This is a genomic window from Streptomyces sp. NPDC087440 (genome assembly GCF_044744005.1).
Classification (GTDB): Bacteria; Actinomycetota; Actinomycetes; order Streptomycetales; family Streptomycetaceae; genus Streptomyces.
Map to the genome: position 1 here is coordinate 98891 of NZ_JBIUXN010000021.1, position 20304 is coordinate 119194.

Genomic DNA, 20304 nt, shown 5'->3' on the forward strand with positions numbered 1-20304 from the left:
ACGCGGATCGGTCGACCCGCACACGCGGATCGGTCGACCCGCACACGTGGACCGGTCGGCCCGCGCTCGTGGGGCTGTCGGACCGATGTGTCCAGACCATCACCGCCACCGGCCGGCGTGGCCCCGTAGCCGATTACCCTTGCTCACACCCTGGGGTGCCGCCCCGGGAGCAGGCCGAGGTCAGGGGAAGGGGCGAGGGCGTGAGCGGCGGTGAACCCGGCGGACCGCGTCGCGAGTTGGGTGCCTTTCTGCGTTCACGTCGTGAGCGGCTCGCGCCCGCCGAGGTGGGGCTGTCCGGCTCACCGCGACGCCGTACGCCGGGGCTGCGGCGCGAGGAGGTCGCCACTCTCGCCGGTGTCAGCAGCTCCTGGTACGCCTGGCTGGAACAGGGGCGGGTCCGTACGTCGGAGCAGGTGCTGCGGTCCGTGGCGCGGGCGCTGCGGCTGAGTGCGGACGAGACCGCGCACGTGCTGTCGTTCGTGGAGCACGACGGTCCCGCCGAGCGGCCGCCGGTGTGGGTGTCCCGGAATCTGCTGTCGTTGGTGGAGTCGCTGACGCCGAACCCGGCCGCGGTGCTCGACCCGCACTGGGACCTCATCGCCTGGAACGCGGGGTACGCCTCACTGCTGACCGACATGGCCCGCCTGGCGCCCAAGCAGCGCAACCTGCTGTGGCTGGTGTTCCGCTGGCCGCCGGTCCGTACGCTGCTGGCCGACTGGGAGCCGGAGGCACGGAGCCTGCTCGGACAGTTCCGGGCGCGGGCCGCCCGGCATCCCGGGGACGCCCGCTACGCGGAGATCACCGAGGAGCTGCTGGCCGACCCGGACGCCCTGCGCTGGTACCGCGACCGGGAGACCTCGGCGTTCCACCCCGCCGTACGCCACTTCCGGCACCCGGTCGCCGGTGACCTGCGCCTGCGGTACGTCAAGCTCGCCGCCGTGGACGAGCCGGGCCACCACTTGCTGGCCTACCTGCCCGACGACGGGGCGACCCAGGAGGCGCTCACCGCGCTCACCGCGCTCGCCGGGGACGCCGGGGACGCCGGGGACGCCGGGGACGCCGGGGACGCCGGGGACGCCGGGGACGCCGAACGAGCACGGTGAGCACCGTCAGGACGTGAGCACCGCCTTCATCACCGAACCGTCCGCGACCGCGGCAAGCGCGTCGGCGTGCTTGTCCAGCGGGAAGGACGTCACCAGGCTCGCCAGGTCGAACCGGCCGGTGAGGGCCGGCAACAGACGTACGTACTCCACGAGATGGGCACCGGTGAAGGCCCACGAGCCGATGACGTCGAGCTGCCGGTGGACGATCTGGTGCGGGTTGATCCGGGTGTCCCCGGCGTCGGTGTACTGGCCGATGATGAGGTAACTGCCGCCCCTGCGCGCCAGGTTGAGCCCCTGCCCGACGGCGGCCGGCACCCCTGCGCACTCGATGACCAGGTCGGCGCCGTCCCCTCCGACGGCGGCCCGCGCCTCACGCAGCACCTCCGCGGGGTCGGCGGCGTCCGCGATGTTCAGGTGCACGTCCCCGATGCCGGCCGCGGCGGCGCGCTCCAGGCGGGCCGCCGGGCCGCCGACCACGACGACCTGGGCGGCCCCGGCCAGCTGCGCGAACGCCGCCGCCGCGAGACCGACCGGGCCGCTGCCCTGCACGATGACCCGCTCGCCGAGGCGCACCGGACGCCGCTCGTACAGCGCGTGGGCCACGGTGGGCCCTGCACAGGCCAGCGACATGGCGGCGAGCGGATCGGTGCCGTCCGGGACCTTGATCACGGTGGTGCCGGGCCGCAGCACGATGTGGTCGGCCCAGGACCCGGAGAGCTCCGGCCCGTCGGCGAGGGCCCGGTTGACGCCGTAGGTGCGGCGCCGCTCGCACAGGGTCGGCTCGCGGTGCAGCCGGCAGGGCGGACAGACGCCGCAGGCGATGGAGGAGGCCCACATCACCGTGTCGCCTGCCGCCAGCGGCGCCCCGGTGGCGTCCTGGTGCATTCCGGCGCCCAACTCCCGTACGACACCCAGCCCTTCGTGGCCGAGCACGAGCGGGACGGGGATGTCCAGGTGCCCCTGCTGGAGATGCAGGTCGGTGCCGCAGACGCCGCCGTACCCGCAGGCGACGATCATGCCTCCGTCGGGAGCCGGGGGCAGCGGGAACTCCCGCAGCCGCAGCGGCTTGCCGAACTCCTCCAGGACGACACCGCGCCCGGTGCGCCCGGTCATGCCGTCACCCCGCTCAGGGCCCGGGAGAACGGGGCCGTCAGCGGGCGCAGCGGCTCGGTGTCGCGGCACACCACGTAGTCCGGACGGGGTTCGCCCGTGGGCCTCGGCAGGTTGGCGGTGTCGTTGTACGTGGCGATCAGCAGCCGACGGGCGAACGGCGACATGTTGGGGGACGAACCGTGCACGATCTCCGGGGAGAACAGCACGACGGACCCGGCCGGGCCCTTGGGGCTGGTCATGCCGCACCGGTCGACGTGCGCGGCGAGCTGCTCCGGGGACAGCGAGATGTCGTCCGGGTCGAGGTGCTGGGTGGACTTCGCGGAGTCCGAACGGCCTTCGCTGACCAGCCCGTTCGCGTGCGAGCCCGGCAGGAAGATGACCGGTCCGTTGAACTCGGTGACGTCGTCGAGGAAGACCCCGATGTTGACCTGGCGCGGGGCGGGCAGGTTGTCGGCGAGCTGCCAGGCCAGGAAGTCCTGGTGCCAGGCCCACTTGTCGCCGCCGAACGGCGGCTTGGCGTTGATCTTGAACTGGTAGACGTAGACGTCGTCGGTGAGCAGCTGCCGCACGGGCTCCAGAATGCGCGGGTCACGGATCAGACCGGCGTACTCGGGCTGTCGCTGGTGCGAGGAGTAGACCGCCCGCACCTCCGTGCCGCCGTCCTCGGTGACCAGCTGCGGGCCGGGTATCTGCGCGTCACGCGCGAAGGCGGCGCGCAGCGACTCCACCTCCTGCGGGTCGAGGAGGGATTCGAGCAGCAGGAAACCCTGCTCGTGGTACTGGTCGGTCTGGTCCTTGGTCAGTCGCATGTGCTTCTTCTCCTGAGGCGTACGAGGGGATTCGTCGAGGTCGCGGCCGGGCGTGGGCGGGCGTGGCCGGGCGTTGACCGGCCCTGTGCGGGCCAGCTCAGCCCATGAAGTGGCCGCCGTCGACGACGAGTTGTTGTCCGGTGACGTACCCGCTGCGCGCGGTCACCAGGAATTCCAGGGCGTCGGCCATGTCGTCGGCCGTGCCGAGCCGACGTCCCGGGACGGTGTCCAGGACGGCGGCCAGTCGCTCGGGGTCGTCGAGGCGGTAGCGCTCGGTGACCTCTTCGGTGTCGGTGAATCCGGGCAGCAGGGCGTTCACCCGGATGTGCGGGGCGAGTTCGAGGGCCAGGCACTTGGTGAGCTGGAGCAGGCCCGCCTTGCTCGCGCAGTAGTTGGTGCCGTTCAGCCGAGGCCGGATCGCCGTGGTGGAGGCGACGTTGACGATGCTGCCGCCGCCCGCCTGGGCCATCGCGGGCGCCAGGGCCCGGGTGAGGTGGAAGGGGCCGGAGAGGTTGGTGGCCAGTACGGTGTCCCAGTCCTCCGCGGCCATCGACAGGAAGGGCCGGTCGCGGTTCACACCGGCGTTGTTGACCAGCACCGACGGTGCGCCGTACGTGTCGGTGATCCTGCGGCACACCGCCCGGATCTCCTCGGGCCTGGCGAGGTCGCAGCGCAGCGTCTCGATCCGGCCCTCGCCGGCCGTCGCGGCCTCCCGGGCGGCGGCCTCGTCGCCCCGGTAGAGGGCGATCACCTGGTGGCCGAGGGCGGCGAGCCGCAGGCTCAGCGCCCTTCCGATGCCGCGGGTGCCGCCGCTGACCACGGAGAGCGGCGTCATGGTTCCTCCCGGAAGCAGTCTGACGTGCCGTGCACGAACGGTCAGCCCGCGACGAGGTCGCCGCGCTTGAGGCCCGAGCCCTCGGGCGCGTCGGCGGGGTCGCCGCCCAGTCCCGCGATGCCGTTGCGCTCGTCCACAAAGACGACGTGCGGGACGAGGGAGGCGGCCTCGGCGTCCGTCACGGAGGCGTAGGCGATGAGGATGACGAGGTCACCGGGGCTGATGAGACGGGCCGCGGCGCCGTTGATGCCGATGACGCCGGAGCCCGCCGGGCCCTCGATGACGTACGTGGACAGCCGGGCGCCGTTGTCGATGTCGACGATGTCGACCTTCTCGCCGGGGAGCAGGTCGGCCGCCTTCATGAGGTCGGAGTCGACGGTCACCGAGCCGACGTAGTGCAGGTCGGCCTGGGTGACGGTGGCGCGGTGGATCTTCGACTTCATCAGGGTGCGGTACATGCGGGCTCCAAAGGTGTCAGGTGGGGGGGCAGTGGGAGGCAGGGGGGGCGGTGCTTGATCACTCGGGCCAGGTGGCGTAGCGGCGCCTGCCGTACAGCAGCGGCGCCCGCTCGGCGGCCTGGGCGTGGGTCACGGTGTGCAGCACCTCGCCGATCACGATGGTGTGATCACCGGCCGGTACGAGCCGGTCGACCCGGCACTCGGCGGTGGCGTGCGCGTCCTCGGGCAGCATCGGCAGGCCCGTGACGGGTGCGGGCCGCCACGGGACGCGCCGGAACCGCTCGGCGGCCGGACCGGCGAACGCCTCGGCGGCGCGCCGCCCGGTGCCGTGCAGGAAGTTGACGGTGAAGGCCCCGCGGGCGGCCAGGACCGGGAGGGTGCTCCCGTTGTTGCCCGCGCACACCAGCAGCTGCGGCGGGTCCAGGGAGAGCGAGCACAGCGCGGTGCAGGTGAAGCCGAACGGCGTGCCCTGCGGATCGGCGGTGGTGATGACGGCGACGCCGCCGGGGTGGTGGCCCATCAGGGCCCGGAAGTCCTCGCGGGTCACCGCCCGGAGGTCCTGGGTGTCACACGTGTCCCGTACCGGCGTCACCATGCGAACGCCCGGGCGTCGTAGAGGTTGACGCCGGCCGCCGCCTTGCCCAGGTACTCCAGGCACTCCTGCGGCTTGGCCGGCATCACGTGGGCGAACTGCGCCTCGCGGATCAGCCGCTCCAGGGGGTGGCTGCGGCTGACCGCCGCCGACCCGCACAGGCGCAGCGCGTCCTGGGCGAGCTGCGGGCCCACCTCGCCCACGGCGTACTTGGCGGCGTGCACCATGGCGTTGGCCTCCAGGCTGCCGCGCTCCGCGGTGACCAGGTCACCGGCCTCGTGCACCAGTGCGCGGGCGGCCCGCAGCCGGGCCGACATGTGGCCCAACTCCTGGTGCACCACCGGTGATGCGGCGCGGGCGGGCGAGGCGGTGACGTGGTCCACGGTGTGCCGGAAGATCGCCTCGGCGATGCCGAGGTAGGCGCCGGTGTACCCGGCGACCATCCAGTGCGGTTCCCGTACGACCTTGAACAGCGACATGCCCTCGACGCCCAGGTAGAGCCGGGAGCGGGGCACCCGGACCTCGTCCAGGGTCATCGGGGCGGTGCTCGTGCCGTACATCGCCGCCATGTGCTGCACCGCGCCGAAGGTCACGCCGGGGTCGTCGGCGGCGACGACGAAGTGCGAGGCCTCGCCGGTCTCCTCGGCGCCGTTGTCGGCGGACGCCGCGACGACGTAGTAGTCGGCGACACCGGCCAGCGACACGAAGGACTTCTTGCCGTTCAGGATGTAGTGCGTACCGTCCTCGCTGAGCCGGTAACGGGTCTGCATGCCGCGGAGTTTCGCGCCTCGGCCCGCCTCGGAGGTGGCGGAGGCGAACAGCTTGCGCCCGCTCACCACCTCGTCCAGCATCCAGGCGCGGAACGCCTCGGCGGCCGGGGGCAGCCGGGTGCCGTCGGCGTCGGCGAGCGCGCCGATGACGACGTGGTGCATGTTGAGACCGAGGGCGGCGGCGCCGTGGTGCGCGCCGAGTTCGGCCAGGACCCGCCAGTAGTCGCCGAAGCCCAGCCCGGCGCCGCCGGCGTGCCGGGGAACGAGCAGGGCGAGCAGCCCCGACTCGCGCAGGATGCGGTAGCTCTCATGGCCGTCGTCACGGGCGGCGTCGGTGTCGGCGGCGAGCGGGGCGATCCGCTCGCCGGTCTGCGCGGCGAGTTTGAGGAGGTCGTCCAGGGGGGTCGGCAGCGTCATCGAAGTCCTTCGGATCGGTGGTCGGCCGGGTGGTGCTCGACTCGGTGGTCGGCCGGGTGGTGCTCTTCTCGGTGGTCGGCCGGTCAGTTCTCGACGGGCAGGCCGAGTTGGCGCGCGACGTTCACGCGCAGCAGGTCGTTCGGACCGGCGTAGGTGAGGGCCGCCATCGGGGAGGCCGGGTCGGCGGCGAGGTCGAAGCCGGGCAGGAAGGCCCGGACGCCGGCCAGCGCGGTGGCGTGTTCGGTCAGCCGTACGTAGTCCTCGGACACGGAGACCTTGGTGAGGGCGGCCTCGGCGGCCAGCAGCCGGGTGGGCGTGCCCGCGTCGAGCCGGGCGGCCATCGCGTAGAGCTGGACGCGGGAGCGGTGCAGCGCCAGGGCCATGTCGCTGACCCGGGCCGCGACCTGGTGACTGGCTCCCATCCGGCGGCCGAAGTGGTCGCGCTCCGCGGCCCATTCGACGGTACGGGCCAGCAGGCGCCGCATCGGGCCGAGCGCGTAGCCGAGGATGACGGCGCGCTCCCAGGCGGTGGTGGAGGCCATCACCGCGAGTCCCGATCCCTGTCTGCCGAGCAGTGCGCTCCCGGGCAGCCGGACCTCGTCGAAGAGGAGTTCGCCCATCGGCACGGTGGACAGGGCGGTCTTGGCGAAGGTCTCGCCGCGGCTGATCCCCGGCAGGCCGAGCGGGACGAGGAAGGCGGAGAGCGCGAACGGCGAGCGTTCCTCGGCGGTACGGGCGAACACGATCGCCCGGTCGGCCACGGGGGCGGCGGTGATGAACGTCTTGGCCCCGTCGAGCACGAAGCCGTCGCCGTCGGGCCGGGCGCGGGTGCGCATGGAGAACGGGTCGCTGCCGCCGCCCCGTTCGGTCAGCGCGTGGCACAGCAGCGCACGGCCTTCCTGGACGTCGGCGACCCGGTGCCAGGCGTCCGCGCCGACGGCGTCCCGCAGCGGGAACTGCATCCCGAAGATCTGCGAGGTCAGCGCGTAGCACAGCCCTGGTTCCGCCCCGGCGAGACCGATGCCTTCGACCATGGCGAGCGAGCGGGTGACCGGTCCCGGCGCCGTGGCCCCGGGCGCGGCGAGCCGGAGCACACCGAGGTCGGCCATGGCCTGCCACTGGGCGAGGAAGTCCTTGCCCTCGGCCCGGCGCACCACCGGCTCGGCCAGGTCCCGGAAGTCGTCGACGAGTTGCTCCGTCTCGGGGGCCCCGGAGCGTAGCACCGAGGTGAGCGCCGCGCTCATGTCCGGGCCCCGCCCGCCAGGCTGCCGCCAGAGCGGGCTTCGTCCGGGAGGCTCTCGATGGCGGCCCACAGGGCCTTGGGCGTACGGAAGTTGGCAGCGACGATCTCGGTGTCGGGCAGGGCGACGCCCGCCTCCTTGTCGAGGGCCGTGACGATCTCCATGATGGCCAGCGAGTCGAGGAGCCCTCTTTCCAGCAGCGGGGTGTCGGCGTCGAGGGAGCTCGCGTCCTCGCCGCGCCCCCAGGTGATACGGCTGCCGATGAGGGTGCAGAGTTCTTCGACGCTGTTCATGCGGTGATCTCCTCCAGGAGTGCGGGCTCCGCCGTCTCGCTCAGGGCGCGACGGTCGACCTTCCCGCTGGTGGTCGTGGGCAGGGTGGTGAGGGGGACGACCCGGTCGGGCAGCATCCGCCGGGGCAGCACGTCGCGCAGCGCGGCCAGGACCTCGGGTTCGGCGGCACCGGTCTGTGCGTACGCCCAGATCTGGCCCGTGTACGGGCCGCCCTTGGCGACGACGGCGGCGGCGGTGATCTGCGGCAGTTCCAGGAGGGCGTTCTCCACGTCCATCAGGTCGATGCGGTGGCCGCGCCGCTTGACCTGGTTGTCGCGTCGGCCGCGCAGCAGGACCTCGCCGTCGGACCTGATCCGGCCGAGGTCGCCGCTCGGGTGGGCGCGGCGGGCCACGCCGTCCCGGAAGGTGACGGTGACGGTGGGGTCGACGGGTGCGCCGCCGCGCAGATAGCCCTGGAAGACGACGGGTCCGGCGATGTGGATCTCGCCCTCGCCGTCGGTGGGCCTGCCGTCCTCGTCGAGTACGTCGATGTGGACGCCGCCGATGCCGCGGCCGATGGGCAGTTCCCGGTCGGCGGTCCAGTCGGACGGCACCCGGTAGTAGGTGCAGGCGTTCGTCTCGGTGGGCCCGTACAGGTTGTAGAAGGGCACCCCGTCCAGGACCCGCAGGTACTGCTCCAGAAGTTCGGGGACGAACGCCTCGCCGCCGAAGGCCGCGATGCGCAGGGCGGGCGGCGGGGCGTCTGCGATGCCGCCCTGCCGGAGCATGTTCTGGTACAGCGACGGCACCGCCATGAAGGCCGTGATGCGCTGCTCGGTCAGCCAGGCGACGACATCGCGCGGGAAGGACCGCAGCAGGTCCGGCATCAGCACCGTGCAGGCCCCCGCGGCGGCGGCGCTGAACAGGTCGAAGGTGGTCAGGTCGAAGGTGAGGGCGGCCTGCGAGCCGATCCGGTCGTCCGGGGTGAGGCCGAACTCCTCGGCGGCCCAGAGCGCGTAGTGCGCGACGTTCTCGTGCGAGAGGAGAACGCCCTTGGGCCAGCCGGTGGAGCCGGAGGTGAAGAGGAGGTAGCCGCCCAGGGCGGTGGGCCCGGGCAGGGGTGCGGGCCGCTCCTCGGGGGCGAGGACCCGCAGCCCGTGCAGACCGTGCGCGAAGGGGGCCTCGGGGGCGGGTGCCCCGTCGCGGGCGCGGGCGGCGGCGCGGTGGGCGCCGGGCAGTGCGCGGCCGTCGGTCAGCAGCAGGGACAGGCCCGCGTTGCGGATCATGCGGGCGGTACGTTCCGCGGGGTCGGCCACGTCGAGGGGCGCGGCCACACCGCCGGCCCGCAGGACCGCGTACAGGGCGATGACGGTGGCCGGGGCCTTGGGCGCGTAGACACCGACGCGGTCACCGGGAGCGACCCCGCCGGCGACCAGCTGGTTCGCCAACTCCTGCACTGCTGCTTCGAGTTGGGCGTACGTCCAGCTCTCACCGGCGCCCTCCAGGGCGGTGCGGCCGGGGTGGCGGCGGGCGGAGCGGGCCAGCAGGGCGTCGAGGCGGCGCACCGGGGCGTGAACGGTCATCGGGCGGCCTCGGCGGACCGGGCGTGCTCCGCGGACCGGGCCGCCTGCGCGGACCGGGCGTGCTCGGCGAGGAAGTCGCGGACGGTGTCGGCGACCAGCTCCGGGGCGCCCAGGTGGGGGTAGTGGTCGCCGCCCTCGGGGACCAGGCGCCGGAAGGGGCCGGCGACCGCCCGCTCGACGGCGTCGACCTGGGCCAGCGACCCGTACTCGTCCGCGTCGCCCTGGATCATCAACACCGGTGCGGTGACGTCGAGTTCGGGCTCGATGTTCCAGCTGCGGAAGGCGGGCGAGAGCCACACCCCGCTCCAGCGGTCGAAGACCCCGTGGGGGTCGTCGTGCACCATGGCCAGCTTCCGGGCGAGCGGACCCGCCTCGTACGCGGCGCGGGCGTTCTCGATGCCGATGCGGTTCGCCTCCTCGAAGAACAGGTGCGGCCCCATCCCGACCACCGCTTCCACGGGGTGCGCCGAGGCGTGCAGCAGGGCGGTGGAGGCACCGTCGCTGTGGCCCACCAGGACGGGGCGGTGCAGGCCCAGCGCGGCCAGCAGTTCGGGCAGCACGTCCTGGGCGTGCTCGTGCATGTAGCGGGGGGTGCGGGGCAGCGGGTCGGGGCCGCTGCCGCCGTGGCCGTGGCGGGAGTAGACGAGCGCGCGGCGCCCGGTGGCCTCGGCGAGGCGGGCGGGGAAGCTCCCCCAGGCCGCGAGGCAGCCGAGCCCGCCGTGCAGGAAGACCAGGGGCGCCAGGTCCGGGTCGCCGTCCAGGAGGACGTGTTCGAGCGGGCCGTTGCTCGTATCGATGACAGGCACAGGAGGAATCCTTCTCAGCGATCAATTCCGCGGGTTCGGCGATCAGTTCTGCGAGTCCGGCGATCAGTTCTGCGCGTTCCGCGATCCGTTGCGCAGGCTCGGCGATCCGTCGCACGAGTCGGCTGAAGGTGCCCGAGGAGGTGCGGGAAAGGTGCGCTCCGCCGCGTGGGCGGTGTCCCTCGCAGACGGCCGAGCCGTTCGGACAGAGCCAGTCGACCACAGAGGGAAGAGGGCGAACCACACCCGATTCACAATGAGACGATCACGTTTCCTGATGGATTCCACGGGAGTTGGGGTGAATGGGCCACGGATCTCAAGGAGCCCGGACGTATCACGATTCGTGATCGAGGCAGAGCGAATTGCGTCTTGGCCGGTGCTGGGGCCGGTGTTGGACTGGATCGGCGACGGCCCCGCGCACTGCCGGGGAGCCGCGCTTCGTCAGCCCGACCTCGACCCCGGAGAACACCATGCCTCTCATCCACGTGCAGCAGACCCCCGGCAAGACCGCCGAGCAGAAGGCCGAACTGGTCCGCGAGCTGACGGACGCGTACGTCAGGGCCACCGGGAGCAAGCCGGAGAGCGTGTGGGTGACCGTGCAGGAGATCGGCACCGACAGCTGGTCCGTCGCCGGCGAGACGCTGGCCGCCCGCGCGGCCAAGCGCTGACCCCCGGCCGGTCCGCTGGAACAGGAGTGGATGAGCCGCCGTGAGCGACCTGCCTGGCACCACCCGGCCCTCCTCCGCCGCCCCCTGGGACCTGCTGGTCGTGGGGTGCGGTGCGGGCGGGCTCGCGGCGGCGGTCGGCTTCGCCGAGAACGCGCCGGGCGGCCGGGTCCTGGTCCTGGAACGCTCCAGCCGCTACCTCCGTGGCTGGAGCACCGCCCGGACCCGCTCGTCCCTCCCGCCCCCCGGGCCCGCCGAAGGCTTGGGGTGCCGCCCGCACGAGCCGACCGAGGGGCTCGGGGACGCCGAGCACATCGCGGTGCTGTGTGCGCACGCGGAGCCGACCGTGCGCTGGCTCGCGGACCGGCACGGCGTGCCGTTCGAGACCTGCGGCGCGAGCCTCGTGGACGGTCTCGCCAGGTCGCTGGAGCTGTTGGGCGGTTCGATCCGCTACGGAGCGCGGGCCACCGGGCTGAGCACCGACGGCCTCGGCACGGTCAACGGTGTCTACGTACAGCAGGACGGCAGGACCCGGCACGTCGCCGCACGGCACACCGTCCTGGCCTCCGGCGGCTTCCAGGGCAGTCCGGACCTGCTGGAGCGTCATATCGGCGCCACAGCAGGGGAGTTGCCCGTCTCGACCCCCGGCGGCCGGAACAGCACGGGCGACGGCATCGAGATGGCGGTGGCGGTGGGAGCCGCGCGCGGCGGGCGCTACGACCGCTTCCACGGCGAGCCCGTGGACCCGCGCAGCCACCCGACCGGGGCGCTGATCCTGGCCTATCCGTACGGGATCCTCGTCGACGCCGACGGCCGGCGCTTCGTGGACGAGGGGGCGGACACCCCCGAGAACACCTTCGGCGACGTCGCCTTCAGCATCTGGCGGGAGGCCCGGCAGTCCGCGTACCTGATCTGCGACGCCAAGATCCTGCGGGTCGACGGGCACGAGCGGCTGCTGGTGAGGGACCAGAACCCGATCACCGCTCCCACGATCGCCGAGCTGGCCCGCCGCCTGGACCTCGCACCCGACGAACTGACCCGCACCGTGGACCGGTTCAACGCCGCCTGCCGGCCGACCGCTCCGTACGATCCGACCCGGCCGGACGGCAGGCACACGGTGGATCTGGTCCCGCCGAAGTCCAACTGGGCGCTGGCGCTGGACGCCGGTCCCTTCATGGCCTGGCCGGTGCACTGCGCCATCGCCTTCACCTTCGGCGGACTGCGCACCGACGCCCGCTCACGGGTGCTGACCGGGAGGAACGAGCCCCTTGAGGGCCTGTACGCCGTCGGCGAGACGGCCGGGCTCCACTGCGGCCGCTGCGCGGGGGCCACGTCGGCACTGCGGGCGCTGACCTTCGGGCGGCTGGCCGGGGCGGAGATCGCCCGGGCACAGAACTCCGCCGACCCGGCCCCGCCCCCATCCCCGTCTCCCTGACCTCGCCCACGACCCAGAAAGTTGCCACGTGCCATGAAGACAGCGTCACCCCGCACGTCCCACGGGCTCCTGCTCGCCGTCCTGTGCTCGCTGAACGCCGGGGGCCTGTTCGCCTCCGACATCAATCTGCCGGGTGTGCCGGCCGCCGCGCACGCACTGGACACCCCGGTGGCGTCCGTGCAGTGGACGTTCAGCGCGTTCATGATCGGCATCGCCCTCTCGCAGGCCGTCTACGGGCCGATCTCGGACGCGTACGGCCGCAAGCGCGTCATCATCTCCGGGCTCGGCCTGTTCGTCCTGGCCTCCCTGGTCTGCGCGGTGGCGCCCACCGTCGAAGTGTTCGGCGCGGGACGGCTGCTCCAGGCGCTGGGCGCGGGCTCGGGCATGGTGCTCGGACGGGCCGTGATCAGCGATCTGTACGAGGAGAAGGACGCGGCCCGGATGTTCGCCACGGTCATGCCGATCGTCGGCGTCTCCCCGTCCGTGGCCCCGCTGGTCGGCGGATACCTGACCACGTACGTCTCCTGGCGGGCGCCGTTCGTCGTCACCGCCCTGATCGGCCTGGCGACGCTGTGCGTGATGGTCGTCGCGATCCCCGAGAGCCTGCCGCCGGAGCGCCGCAGCAAGCACCTGGGAGCCACCCTCAGGAACTACCCCCGTCTGCTGACCCGCCCGCTGTTCTGGGCCTACACCGCCAACCTCGCGGTGGCGTACGGGGGTTACTTCGGCTACCTGGCGGCCTCCCCGCTGATCTTCGAGCGGATGGGCCTGGCCACCGAGACCACCAGCTACTGCTACATCACGGTCTCGATCGCGTACGTCGCGGGCAATCTCACCTCCCGGGCACTGGTCCGCACGCGGCACATCCATCAGCTCCTCTGGGCGGGCCACGGGTTCTTCCTGCTCGGGGCGCTGATGATGCTGGGCCTGGGGCTGAGCGGCGCGGGGGCGGACTGGGGCCTGCTGGTGCTGGTCTTCATGCCGGTGATGACCTTCGGCAACGGATTCCTGCTGCCGCTGTCCATGAGCGCGGGGGTGACGACCTTCCGGTCGACGGCGGGCTCCGCCTCCGGACTGATGGGAGCGCTCCAATTGCTGGGCGCATCGCTGGGCATTTTCCTTTCCAGCCGGTTGCCCTCGGGCGATCTGTTCGCCCTCGGCTGGTTCGTCGTGGCCGCGGCGACAATCGGTGTCGCCGCCTTTGCTTTGTTCCTTTCCCTGGCCGCCCGAAAAGAGCGGACCGTAAAGGAGCGGGCCGAATCAATTCGGGGAAACGACGTCCGGGTAAAGGACTTGCAAGGAACCCCCATTAATTAGCGGAACAAACTACTTGTAGGCGGCACCCACCCGTTGGGTGCCGCTCCGCGGTGTGCGATGATTCCGGCCGCAGCGACCCTGCAGGTGAAATGATTCGCCATTCAACGACGGGGCCGCCCGGAGGGGTTGGGGGATCCCGTGGAACTGCGCCAGATCCAGTACTTCATCGCTGTCTCCGAAGAGCTGCATTTCGGCCGGGCGGCGGAGCGGCTGCACATCGGCCAGCCCGCGGTCAGCCAGCAGGTGCGCCGGCTGGAGCGGGAGCTGGGCGTCGAGCTGTTCGACCGGTCCGGTCGCGCCGTCACCCTCACCCCGTCCGGTGAGGCCCTGCTGCCGGAGGGGCGAGAGCTGCTGAAGGCCCTGGACGCGCTGACGGTGAAGGCCGAGCGACTGGCCACGCAGGACGAGTCCACCTTCCGGGTCGGCATCAGCTCCGCCCTGGGGCGACGCCTCGACGACTTCCTGGACGCACTGCCCGCGTCCGGCGCGGGCACCCGCTTCGAGTTCCAGACCCTGGACGCCCCCACGCGCTTGGCGCAGGTACGTGCCGGACGGTTGGACGCCGCCTTTGTGCGAGGTGTCGAAAGCGCCCCTGGCCTGCATCTTCTTACCCTCTGGCACGACCCGCTCGTGGTCGCGCTGCCGGCCGCGCACCCGCTGGCCGACCGCGCGTGCCTGGACCTGGCCGAGCTGGCCGGGCTGCCGCTGCGCATCACCTCCCGGGACGCGAACCCGGTCCTCTTCGACACCGTCGCCGCCGCCTGCCGCAGGGCCGGTTTCGAGCCGTCGCTGGGCCCGCCCTTCGCCGGGCTGCAGAACACCCTCGCCGAGATCGGCGCGGGCGGCGCCGGCTGGACGCTGGTGTACCCGGCGGCCGCCGAGACGGTCTCCTCCCGGCGGATTGCGCTGCTTCCGCTCAGGGGGGAGCCCATCACCATCCGTATGTTTCTCGCACTCCCGGAAAACGTCGCTCCCAAGCGATTGGAGTTGCTTGAGGCCACCAGCGCACAAGTTCGCCGAAAGGTGGCGGCAGAGAAACACACGTCCCCGCATGACTGACTCTTTGCCTCGGCCTTACGATTCTTTGGATTGCATGCGATAGATTTTGGACAGCGCGCTTCCGGCGTTCCACTCGCCGACGTTTTCTCTCGGCCGAGGAGTATTGAAGTGAACCGGAAGCGCGACAACGGGGTGGTGCGGGATTCATCTGGAGAAATCCCGCCGATATTAATGATCATTTTCCGGCCGATGCGTCGATTCTTAACGGATTCCGTACGCCGAGAACCACCCCGCCCACTGAGTGCGCCAGCTATGGAGGGGTAATGATCGTCAACCTTGATGTGACGCTGCGTGACGGCGGCTACCGCAACAACTTCGACTTCCCGCTCGACTACGCGCTGCACCACGCCCGGGAGAGCGTCGCGGCGGGCCTGGAGTGGGTCGAGATCGGCTACCGCAACGGCTCGTTCATGACCAAGCCCGGCATCGGCCGCACCGGCGTCGGCGCGGACGACTACATACGCGCGGTCGCCGAAGTCGTCTCCCCCGACCGCCTCTGCATGATCCTGCACCCGAAGAACATCACCGAGGAGGACCTCTCGGGGATGTACGAGGCGGGGGTCCGGCTCGTACGGTTCTGCCTCCCCTCCGGTGCACCCGAGCCGGGGCTCGCCCTGCTCTCCCGCGCCGCCGAGCTGGGGTTCACCACCACCGTCAACATCACCCGGGTCAGCCAACTCGACCGCCGCAGACTGGTCGAACTCGCCGGGATGTCCGGCGACGCCGGTGCGGACGTGGTCTACCTCGCCGACTCCAACGGCAGCATGCTGCCCGAAGAGGTGTCCCAACTGGTCACCCTGGTCCGGTCGGTGACCCACACCGCCGTCGGCCTGCACGCCCACAACAACCTCGGCCTGGCACTGGCCAACGCCATCGCGGCCGTGGACGCGGGCGCCACCTGGATCGACTCCTCCATCCTCGGCATGGGCAAGGGCCCGGGCAACCTGGTCACCGAGCAGTGGCTGGCCTACCTCGGCCGGGGCACCGGCGGCGACACGTACGACCTCGGCCGGATCCTGGGCCTCGCCCACCGCATGGAGTCCGAGATCGAGCAGGCCACGCCGTCCCTGCCGCTGCCCGACCTGGTCCTCGGGCACTTCGACCTGTCGGTCGAGGAGCGCGCCAAGCTCCCCGTCGACCGGATCGGCGACGCCTTCTCGGCGGCCCGGGAGCTGACCGCGGCGGGTGCCCGGTGAGTTCCCCTCACCCGGAACCGGTCCACACCGTTCTGGGCGATCCCGGCGCACCGCGCCACGCGGTCGTCCTCGCCCCCGTACTGCCCCGCTGGGACCACGGCGCCTTCTTACGGCGGGCGGCCGGGCCGCTGCTCGCCTCGGGGCACCGGGTCACCGTCTACGACACCCTGTCGCTGCTGCACGACGGCGACGACCTCAAGGCCCTCGTGAACCGCTGGGCGCCGTACCTCGCGGCGGCGGCCCCCGACCTGCTGGCGGGCAACGCCCTCGGCGGCGCCGTCGTCCAGGCCCTGCTCGCCCAGGAGTGGACCCGTCGGGCCAGGGTGCTGCTGCTCTCCGGCCCCACCGTCGCCGACGACGAGCTGAACACCACGCTGGAGCGGATCGCGTCCGCCGTCGCCAACCAGGGACTGCCCGCCGCCCTGCGCCTCCTCGACGAGGCCGTCCGCGGTCCCGACCGACCGGCCGCCACCGCACCCGCACCCGCACCCGACCATCCCCCCTCCCCCGACGACGAGTTGGCAGGACATCGGCTCGCCGCCGGGCTGCGGCTGCTGCTCGACGCCGACGCCCGGGCCCCCGTACACGACTTCCCCGGCCCGCTGCTGCACCTCTACGGCGAACAGTCCCTGCTCGTACGGCGAAGGCACCTGGCCACCGGCCCCGGCCCGCAGCACCGGCTCGTGGGCGTCCCACGGGCCGGAATGCGCCCGCACGCCGACCGGCCCGACCTCACCGACGCCGCCGTCACCCGATTCCTCGGAGCTGAAGACTCATGAACCGCAAGACCGTCGCGGTACTGCCCGGCGACGGAATCGGACCCGAGGTCCTGGACGCCGCACTGCCGGTGCTCGCGGACCTCGCCCTCCCCGTCGACCTGGAGTTCGGCGAGATCGGCTGGGACTGCTGGCGCACCGGGGGCAACCCCGTGCCCGACCGCACCTGGGACCTGATCGCCCGCAGCGACGCCGTCCTGCTCGGTGCCACCACCAGCAAGCCGCGCCGCGAGGCACTGGCCGAACTCGCCCCGGAACTGCGCGAGAGCGCCCCGCAGTACATCTCCCCCATCATCCAACTCCGCCAGCGGCTCGACCTGTTCGCCAATCTGCGCCCGGTGGAGAACCATCTCGGCGGCGGCACCCCGTACCGTTTCTGCGTCGTACGGGAGAACACCGAGGGCCTGTACGCGGGCCTGGACTTCAGCCGCGTGCCGGACGCCCTGTGGCCGCTCGTCGCCGAGCACCCCAACGCACGCCGCAGCGGGCGCGACGGTGCCACCGCCGCCGTCCGGCTCCAGACCTCGTACGGACTGGACCGCATCCTGCGGTTCGCCTTCGAGACCGCCCGTCGGCACGGCCACGACCGGGTCACCCTGGCCGACAAGCCCAACGTCCTGCGCCACAGCAGCGCGTACGTACGGGAACGGCTGGAGGCGATCGCCGCCGACTACCCGGAGATTCCCTTCGAGGTCCTGAACGTGGACGCCGTCGCCCTGTGGATGGCCCGCCGCCCGGAGCGCTTCGGCGTGATCGTCGCCGAGAACATGTTCGGCGACATCCTCTCCGACCTCGGCGGCGGCGTGATGGGCGGCCTGGGCCTCGCGCCCAGCGCCAACATCGGCGCGCGGGGGAACTACTTCGAGCCGGTGCACGGCAGCGCACCGGCGATGGCCGGACGCGGCCGCGCCAACCCCGCCGCGGCGTTCCTCACCATCGGCCTGATGCTGGAACACCTCGGCTTCCCGGACGCGGCGGACACCGTCCACGACGCCGTCCGCCATGTCGTCCGCCGCCGCGACCGGGTCACCTACGACCTCGGCGGCACCGCCACCACCACCGACATGGCCCGGGCCGTCATCGACGCGGCCCGGCCGGCCGGGCACCGCGCCACCCCCACCGCCGCCGTCGTCACGATCGGCGACGAACTCCTGCGCGGCGACCTGGCGGACACCAACGCCGCCGACGCCGCCCGGATGCTCGCCGAACGCGGCATCGCGGTGCGCGTGCGCCACACCGTCGGCGACGACGAGGCCGACATCGACGACGCCGTCCGGCCCTCCCTCGGCCGCGACGACGTGATCGTGGTCATGGGCGGGCTCGGCCCCACCTCCGACGACGTCACCCGCAGCGCCGTGGCCCGCGCCCTCGACCGCCCGCTGGAGCACCGCGAGGAGGCCTGGCAGGGGGTGGTGGAACGCCTCACCCGGTTCGGGGTGGCCGTCCACGACGACAACCGCCGCCAGGCGCTGTTCGCCGAGGGCGCCGGCCTGCTGCCGAACCCGGGCGGCACCGCCTGGGGCTGTTCCGCCGTGTCCCGGGGCAGCACGGTGATCATGCTGCCCGGCCCGCCGAAGGAGTGCCTGCCGATGCTGGCGGCCGTCCTGCGCGACGGCCTGCCCGACCTGCCCGAACCGGCCGCGACGACCACCGTCTTCCGCCGCACGCTCGGCCTCGTCGAGGCGGACGCGGCGGCCCTGGTCGACGCCCTCGTCAAGGACAGCGGCGTGGCGGTCAGGCCCGCGTACCGCTGGCACTACCCGTACGTCGACGTGCGGCTCGACTGCCCGCCCGACGCCGCCGACGACCTGGCCGAGCGCCTCGACACGGCCCTCGCGCCGTACGTCGTCACCGACCGGGACCGCACCGCGGTCCAGGAGCTCGCGCTGCTCCTGGACCGGCACGGCCTCGCCCTGGACCTCGACGACCGGCTCACCGACGGCGCCCTCGCGAGCGAGCTGGCACGCGAGCGCGACCGCCCGACCGGCGACGGCACGGGCACGGGCACGGGCACGCTCCAGGTCTCCCTGTCGGGCGTCCGGGAGGGCGGCAACCGCACGACGTACACCGGAACGGTCGCCCTCACCTGCACCGTCAGCGACGAAACCGGCCGGCGCACCGACACCCTGAGCATCCCCAACCGGGGCGCCGAAGTCACCACGTACTTCACCGAGTTCGCGGCCTGGTCCGCCGCCCGGCACCTCACTCTTCGTACGGAGGAATCCGCATGACCACCGCCCAAGCCGCCGCCCAAGCCCCTGCCCCCGCCCCCGCCCTCGGCGAGGTCGAGGTCGCGGCGCTGCGCGAGCGCCTGCTCCGCCTGGACACCGCCGCCGTGGCCGACGCCATGGACGGTCTGCGCATCCCGGCCGGGGTGCTGCCGGGCATCGCGGCCCGCACCCCGGACGCCGTCGCCTGCGGACCCGCCTTCACCGTCCGCTACCGGGCCGTCGACGACGACACCGTGTTCCGCGGCGCCGCCGACTACCTCGACGACGTACCGGCCGGATCGGTCGTCGTCGTGGACAACGGGGGAAGCCGCACCTGCACCACCTGGGGCTCCCTGCTGAGCTCCGTCGCCCTGGACCGAGGCGTCTCCGGCACGGTCGTGCACGGCTCGGCACGGGACGTACGGGAGAGCCGCAGCGCCGGATACCCGCTGTTCAGCACCAACGTGACGATGGTCAGCGGCAAGAACCGGGTGATGCTCGACCGCACCGGTGTCGAGGTCGACATCGCCGGTACGTCGGTCGCCCCGGGCGACTGGATCCTGGCCGACGACAACGGCGCGCTGCGCATCCCGGCCGCTCTGGTCGAGGAGGTCGTGCGCCGCGCCGAAGCGGTGGAGCGCACCGAGTCCCGCATCCGGGAGGCCGCGCTCGGCGGCAGCCGTCTCGACGAGGCCCGGGCCCGCTTCGGCTACGCCCGCCCGTGGGAGGACGGGGGCGAAGATGACCGCCGCTGAACCCGCCGCGCCGTCCCCGCGGGACGCCCGCTTCATCGACGTGCACCACCATGTCGGCCCGGACGCTTACGTCCGCCGGCACACCGCGACCGGTGCGGGGTCGGTCTACGCCGCACACTCCGGCTGGGTCGTCCTGAAGAACCACCTCGGTTCCACCGCGGCCCAGGCCTGGGAGGCGCGGCAGCAGGGGCTGCCCGTCTCCGGCTCGATCGTCCTCAACGACCTGGCGGGCGGCATGGACCCGCGCGCCGTCGAGCAGGCCGTCATCCAGCACGGCGACGACAGCGGTCTGCGGCTGATCGTCCACCTCCCCACCGTCACCGGGCGTACCCACCGCAGCCGTCTGGCCCGCACCCCCTCCCATCCGCTCCTCGCCGACGGACAACGCCCGCTCACCGTCACCGACGACAGCGGCGCACTCCGCCCCGAGGTGCGCGAACTCCTGCGCGCCGCCCGGGACCTGCCGGTCGTCATCTCCACCGGCCACGCCGACGGCCACGAGGTGCGGCTGCTGGTGGAGGAGGCCGTACGCCTGGACCTGCCGCGCCTCATGCTCAACCAGCCCGCCAATCCCATGACCGGGCTGACCTGCAAGGACCTGGTGGAGGTGGCCGCGGCCGAACAGGTGTGGACCGAGCAGACCGCCCTCACCCTCCTCCTCGGGTACCAGGACCGGACCGACTTCGACGACGTCCTGTCCCTCCTCCCGAGGACCGTCTACAGCTCCGACCTCGGCCAGCCCTCCCAGATGGACATCGGCCCCTGGCTCGACTGGAGCCGGACGGCGTTCCGGCAGGCCGGACTGACACCCGGGCGGATCAGGGAGGTCACCCACTCCGCCCCCCTGGCGATGCTGACCGTGTGAACCACGGGGCCGCCCGGCGTCGGCCCGGCC

20 protein-coding genes are annotated in these 20304 nt (G+C 72.6%); 10 read left to right on the forward strand and 10 right to left on the reverse strand.

Features of this window, described 5'->3' with window-relative positions; all coding sequences use genetic code 11:
* Positions 1-200: 200 nt before the first annotated feature.
* Entirely contained in the window at positions 201-1103 is a 903-nt protein-coding gene (locus tag ACIO3O_RS32820; RefSeq protein WP_401752249.1) for a helix-turn-helix domain-containing protein, read from the forward strand.
* Between the two features lie 6 nt (positions 1104-1109).
* Here ACIO3O_RS32820 and ACIO3O_RS32825 read toward each other — a convergent pair whose 3' ends face one another.
* The 10 genes from ACIO3O_RS32825 to ACIO3O_RS32870 form a co-directional block, all read right to left on the reverse strand.
* A complete protein-coding gene (locus ACIO3O_RS32825) occupies positions 1110-2216 on the reverse strand; it encodes a zinc-binding dehydrogenase (RefSeq protein ID WP_401752251.1) in 1107 nt (368 codons plus the stop codon).
* The gene (locus ACIO3O_RS32830; protein ID WP_401752253.1) at positions 2213-3025 is read right to left on the reverse strand and encodes a phytanoyl-CoA dioxygenase family protein; all 813 of its coding nucleotides are present in this window, start codon (positions 3023-3025) and stop codon (positions 2213-2215) included. Before ACIO3O_RS32830 ends, ACIO3O_RS32825 begins: the two co-directional genes overlap by 4 nt.
* Positions 3026-3122: 97 nt before the next feature.
* The gene (locus ACIO3O_RS32835; RefSeq protein WP_401752255.1) at positions 3123-3860 is read right to left on the reverse strand and encodes an SDR family NAD(P)-dependent oxidoreductase; all 738 of its coding nucleotides are present in this window, start codon (positions 3858-3860) and stop codon (positions 3123-3125) included.
* Between the two features lie 41 nt (positions 3861-3901).
* The gene (gene panD, locus ACIO3O_RS32840; RefSeq protein ID WP_401752257.1) at positions 3902-4318 is read right to left on the reverse strand and encodes an aspartate 1-decarboxylase; all 417 of its coding nucleotides are present in this window, start codon (positions 4316-4318) and stop codon (positions 3902-3904) included.
* A gap of 58 nt (positions 4319-4376) precedes the next feature.
* Positions 4377-4865, reverse strand: coding sequence for a flavin reductase family protein (locus tag ACIO3O_RS32845; protein WP_401752258.1), 489 nt, complete (start codon positions 4863-4865; stop codon positions 4377-4379).
* Positions 4866-4906: 41 nt separating this feature from the next.
* The gene (locus ACIO3O_RS32850; RefSeq protein WP_401752259.1) at positions 4907-6097 is read right to left on the reverse strand and encodes an acyl-CoA dehydrogenase family protein; all 1191 of its coding nucleotides are present in this window, start codon (positions 6095-6097) and stop codon (positions 4907-4909) included.
* Positions 6098-6180: 83 nt separating this feature from the next.
* Positions 6181-7341: an acyl-CoA dehydrogenase family protein gene (locus ACIO3O_RS32855; RefSeq protein ID WP_401752261.1), complete on the reverse strand. Its 1161-nt coding sequence runs from the start codon at positions 7339-7341 to the stop codon at positions 6181-6183.
* Positions 7338-7631, reverse strand: a complete 294-nt coding sequence (locus ACIO3O_RS32860) for an acyl carrier protein (RefSeq protein ID WP_401752263.1) — start codon at positions 7629-7631, stop codon at positions 7338-7340. Before ACIO3O_RS32860 ends, ACIO3O_RS32855 begins: the two co-directional genes overlap by 4 nt.
* Positions 7628-9193 (reverse strand): amino acid adenylation domain-containing protein, encoded by a 1566-nt coding sequence (locus ACIO3O_RS32865; protein ID WP_401752265.1) that lies wholly within the window; start codon positions 9191-9193, stop codon positions 7628-7630. The genes ACIO3O_RS32860 and ACIO3O_RS32865 overlap by 4 nt, the downstream gene beginning before the upstream one ends.
* Positions 9190-9999 carry an alpha/beta fold hydrolase gene (locus tag ACIO3O_RS32870; RefSeq protein WP_401752266.1) on the reverse strand — a complete coding sequence of 270 codons (810 nt, stop codon included), beginning with the start codon at positions 9997-9999 and terminating at the stop codon, positions 9190-9192. The genes ACIO3O_RS32865 and ACIO3O_RS32870 overlap by 4 nt, the downstream gene beginning before the upstream one ends.
* Positions 10000-10466: 467 nt before the next feature.
* Here ACIO3O_RS32870 and ACIO3O_RS32875 point away from each other — a divergent pair, with 467 nt between their 5' ends.
* The 9 genes from ACIO3O_RS32875 to ACIO3O_RS32915 all read left to right on the forward strand — a co-directional run bounded on the left by ACIO3O_RS32875 (position 10467) and on the right by ACIO3O_RS32915 (position 20274).
* Positions 10467-10664, forward strand: coding sequence for a 4-oxalocrotonate tautomerase family protein (locus ACIO3O_RS32875; RefSeq protein WP_401752268.1), 198 nt, complete (start codon positions 10467-10469; stop codon positions 10662-10664).
* Positions 10665-10704: 40 nt separating this feature from the next.
* A complete protein-coding gene (locus ACIO3O_RS32880; protein WP_401752270.1) occupies positions 10705-12096 on the forward strand; it encodes an FAD-binding protein in 1392 nt (463 codons plus the stop codon).
* 33 nt (positions 12097-12129) lie between these two features.
* Complete coding sequence (locus tag ACIO3O_RS32885; protein ID WP_401752272.1) at positions 12130-13413, forward strand: multidrug effflux MFS transporter; 1284 nt, start codon at positions 12130-12132, stop codon at positions 13411-13413.
* Between the two features lie 138 nt (positions 13414-13551).
* Positions 13552-14472 (forward strand): LysR family transcriptional regulator, encoded by a 921-nt coding sequence (locus tag ACIO3O_RS32890; protein WP_401752274.1) that lies wholly within the window; start codon positions 13552-13554, stop codon positions 14470-14472.
* 263 nt (positions 14473-14735) lie between these two features.
* Positions 14736-15668, forward strand: a complete 933-nt coding sequence (locus tag ACIO3O_RS32895) for a hypothetical protein (RefSeq protein WP_401752276.1) — start codon at positions 14736-14738, stop codon at positions 15666-15668.
* The gene (locus ACIO3O_RS32900) at positions 15665-16447 is read left to right on the forward strand and encodes a hypothetical protein (protein WP_401752277.1); all 783 of its coding nucleotides are present in this window, start codon (positions 15665-15667) and stop codon (positions 16445-16447) included. Before ACIO3O_RS32895 ends, ACIO3O_RS32900 begins: the two co-directional genes overlap by 4 nt.
* Positions 16444-18675: an isocitrate/isopropylmalate family dehydrogenase gene (locus tag ACIO3O_RS32905; protein ID WP_401752279.1), complete on the forward strand. Its 2232-nt coding sequence runs from the start codon at positions 16444-16446 to the stop codon at positions 18673-18675. The genes ACIO3O_RS32900 and ACIO3O_RS32905 overlap by 4 nt, the downstream gene beginning before the upstream one ends.
* Positions 18672-19409, forward strand: a complete 738-nt coding sequence (locus ACIO3O_RS32910) for an RraA family protein (RefSeq protein ID WP_401752280.1) — start codon at positions 18672-18674, stop codon at positions 19407-19409. The genes ACIO3O_RS32905 and ACIO3O_RS32910 overlap by 4 nt, the downstream gene beginning before the upstream one ends.
* Positions 19396-20274 (forward strand): DUF6282 family protein, encoded by an 879-nt coding sequence (locus ACIO3O_RS32915; protein ID WP_401752282.1) that lies wholly within the window; start codon positions 19396-19398, stop codon positions 20272-20274. The genes ACIO3O_RS32910 and ACIO3O_RS32915 overlap by 14 nt, the downstream gene beginning before the upstream one ends.
* The last annotated feature ends 30 nt before the right edge of the window (positions 20275-20304 follow it).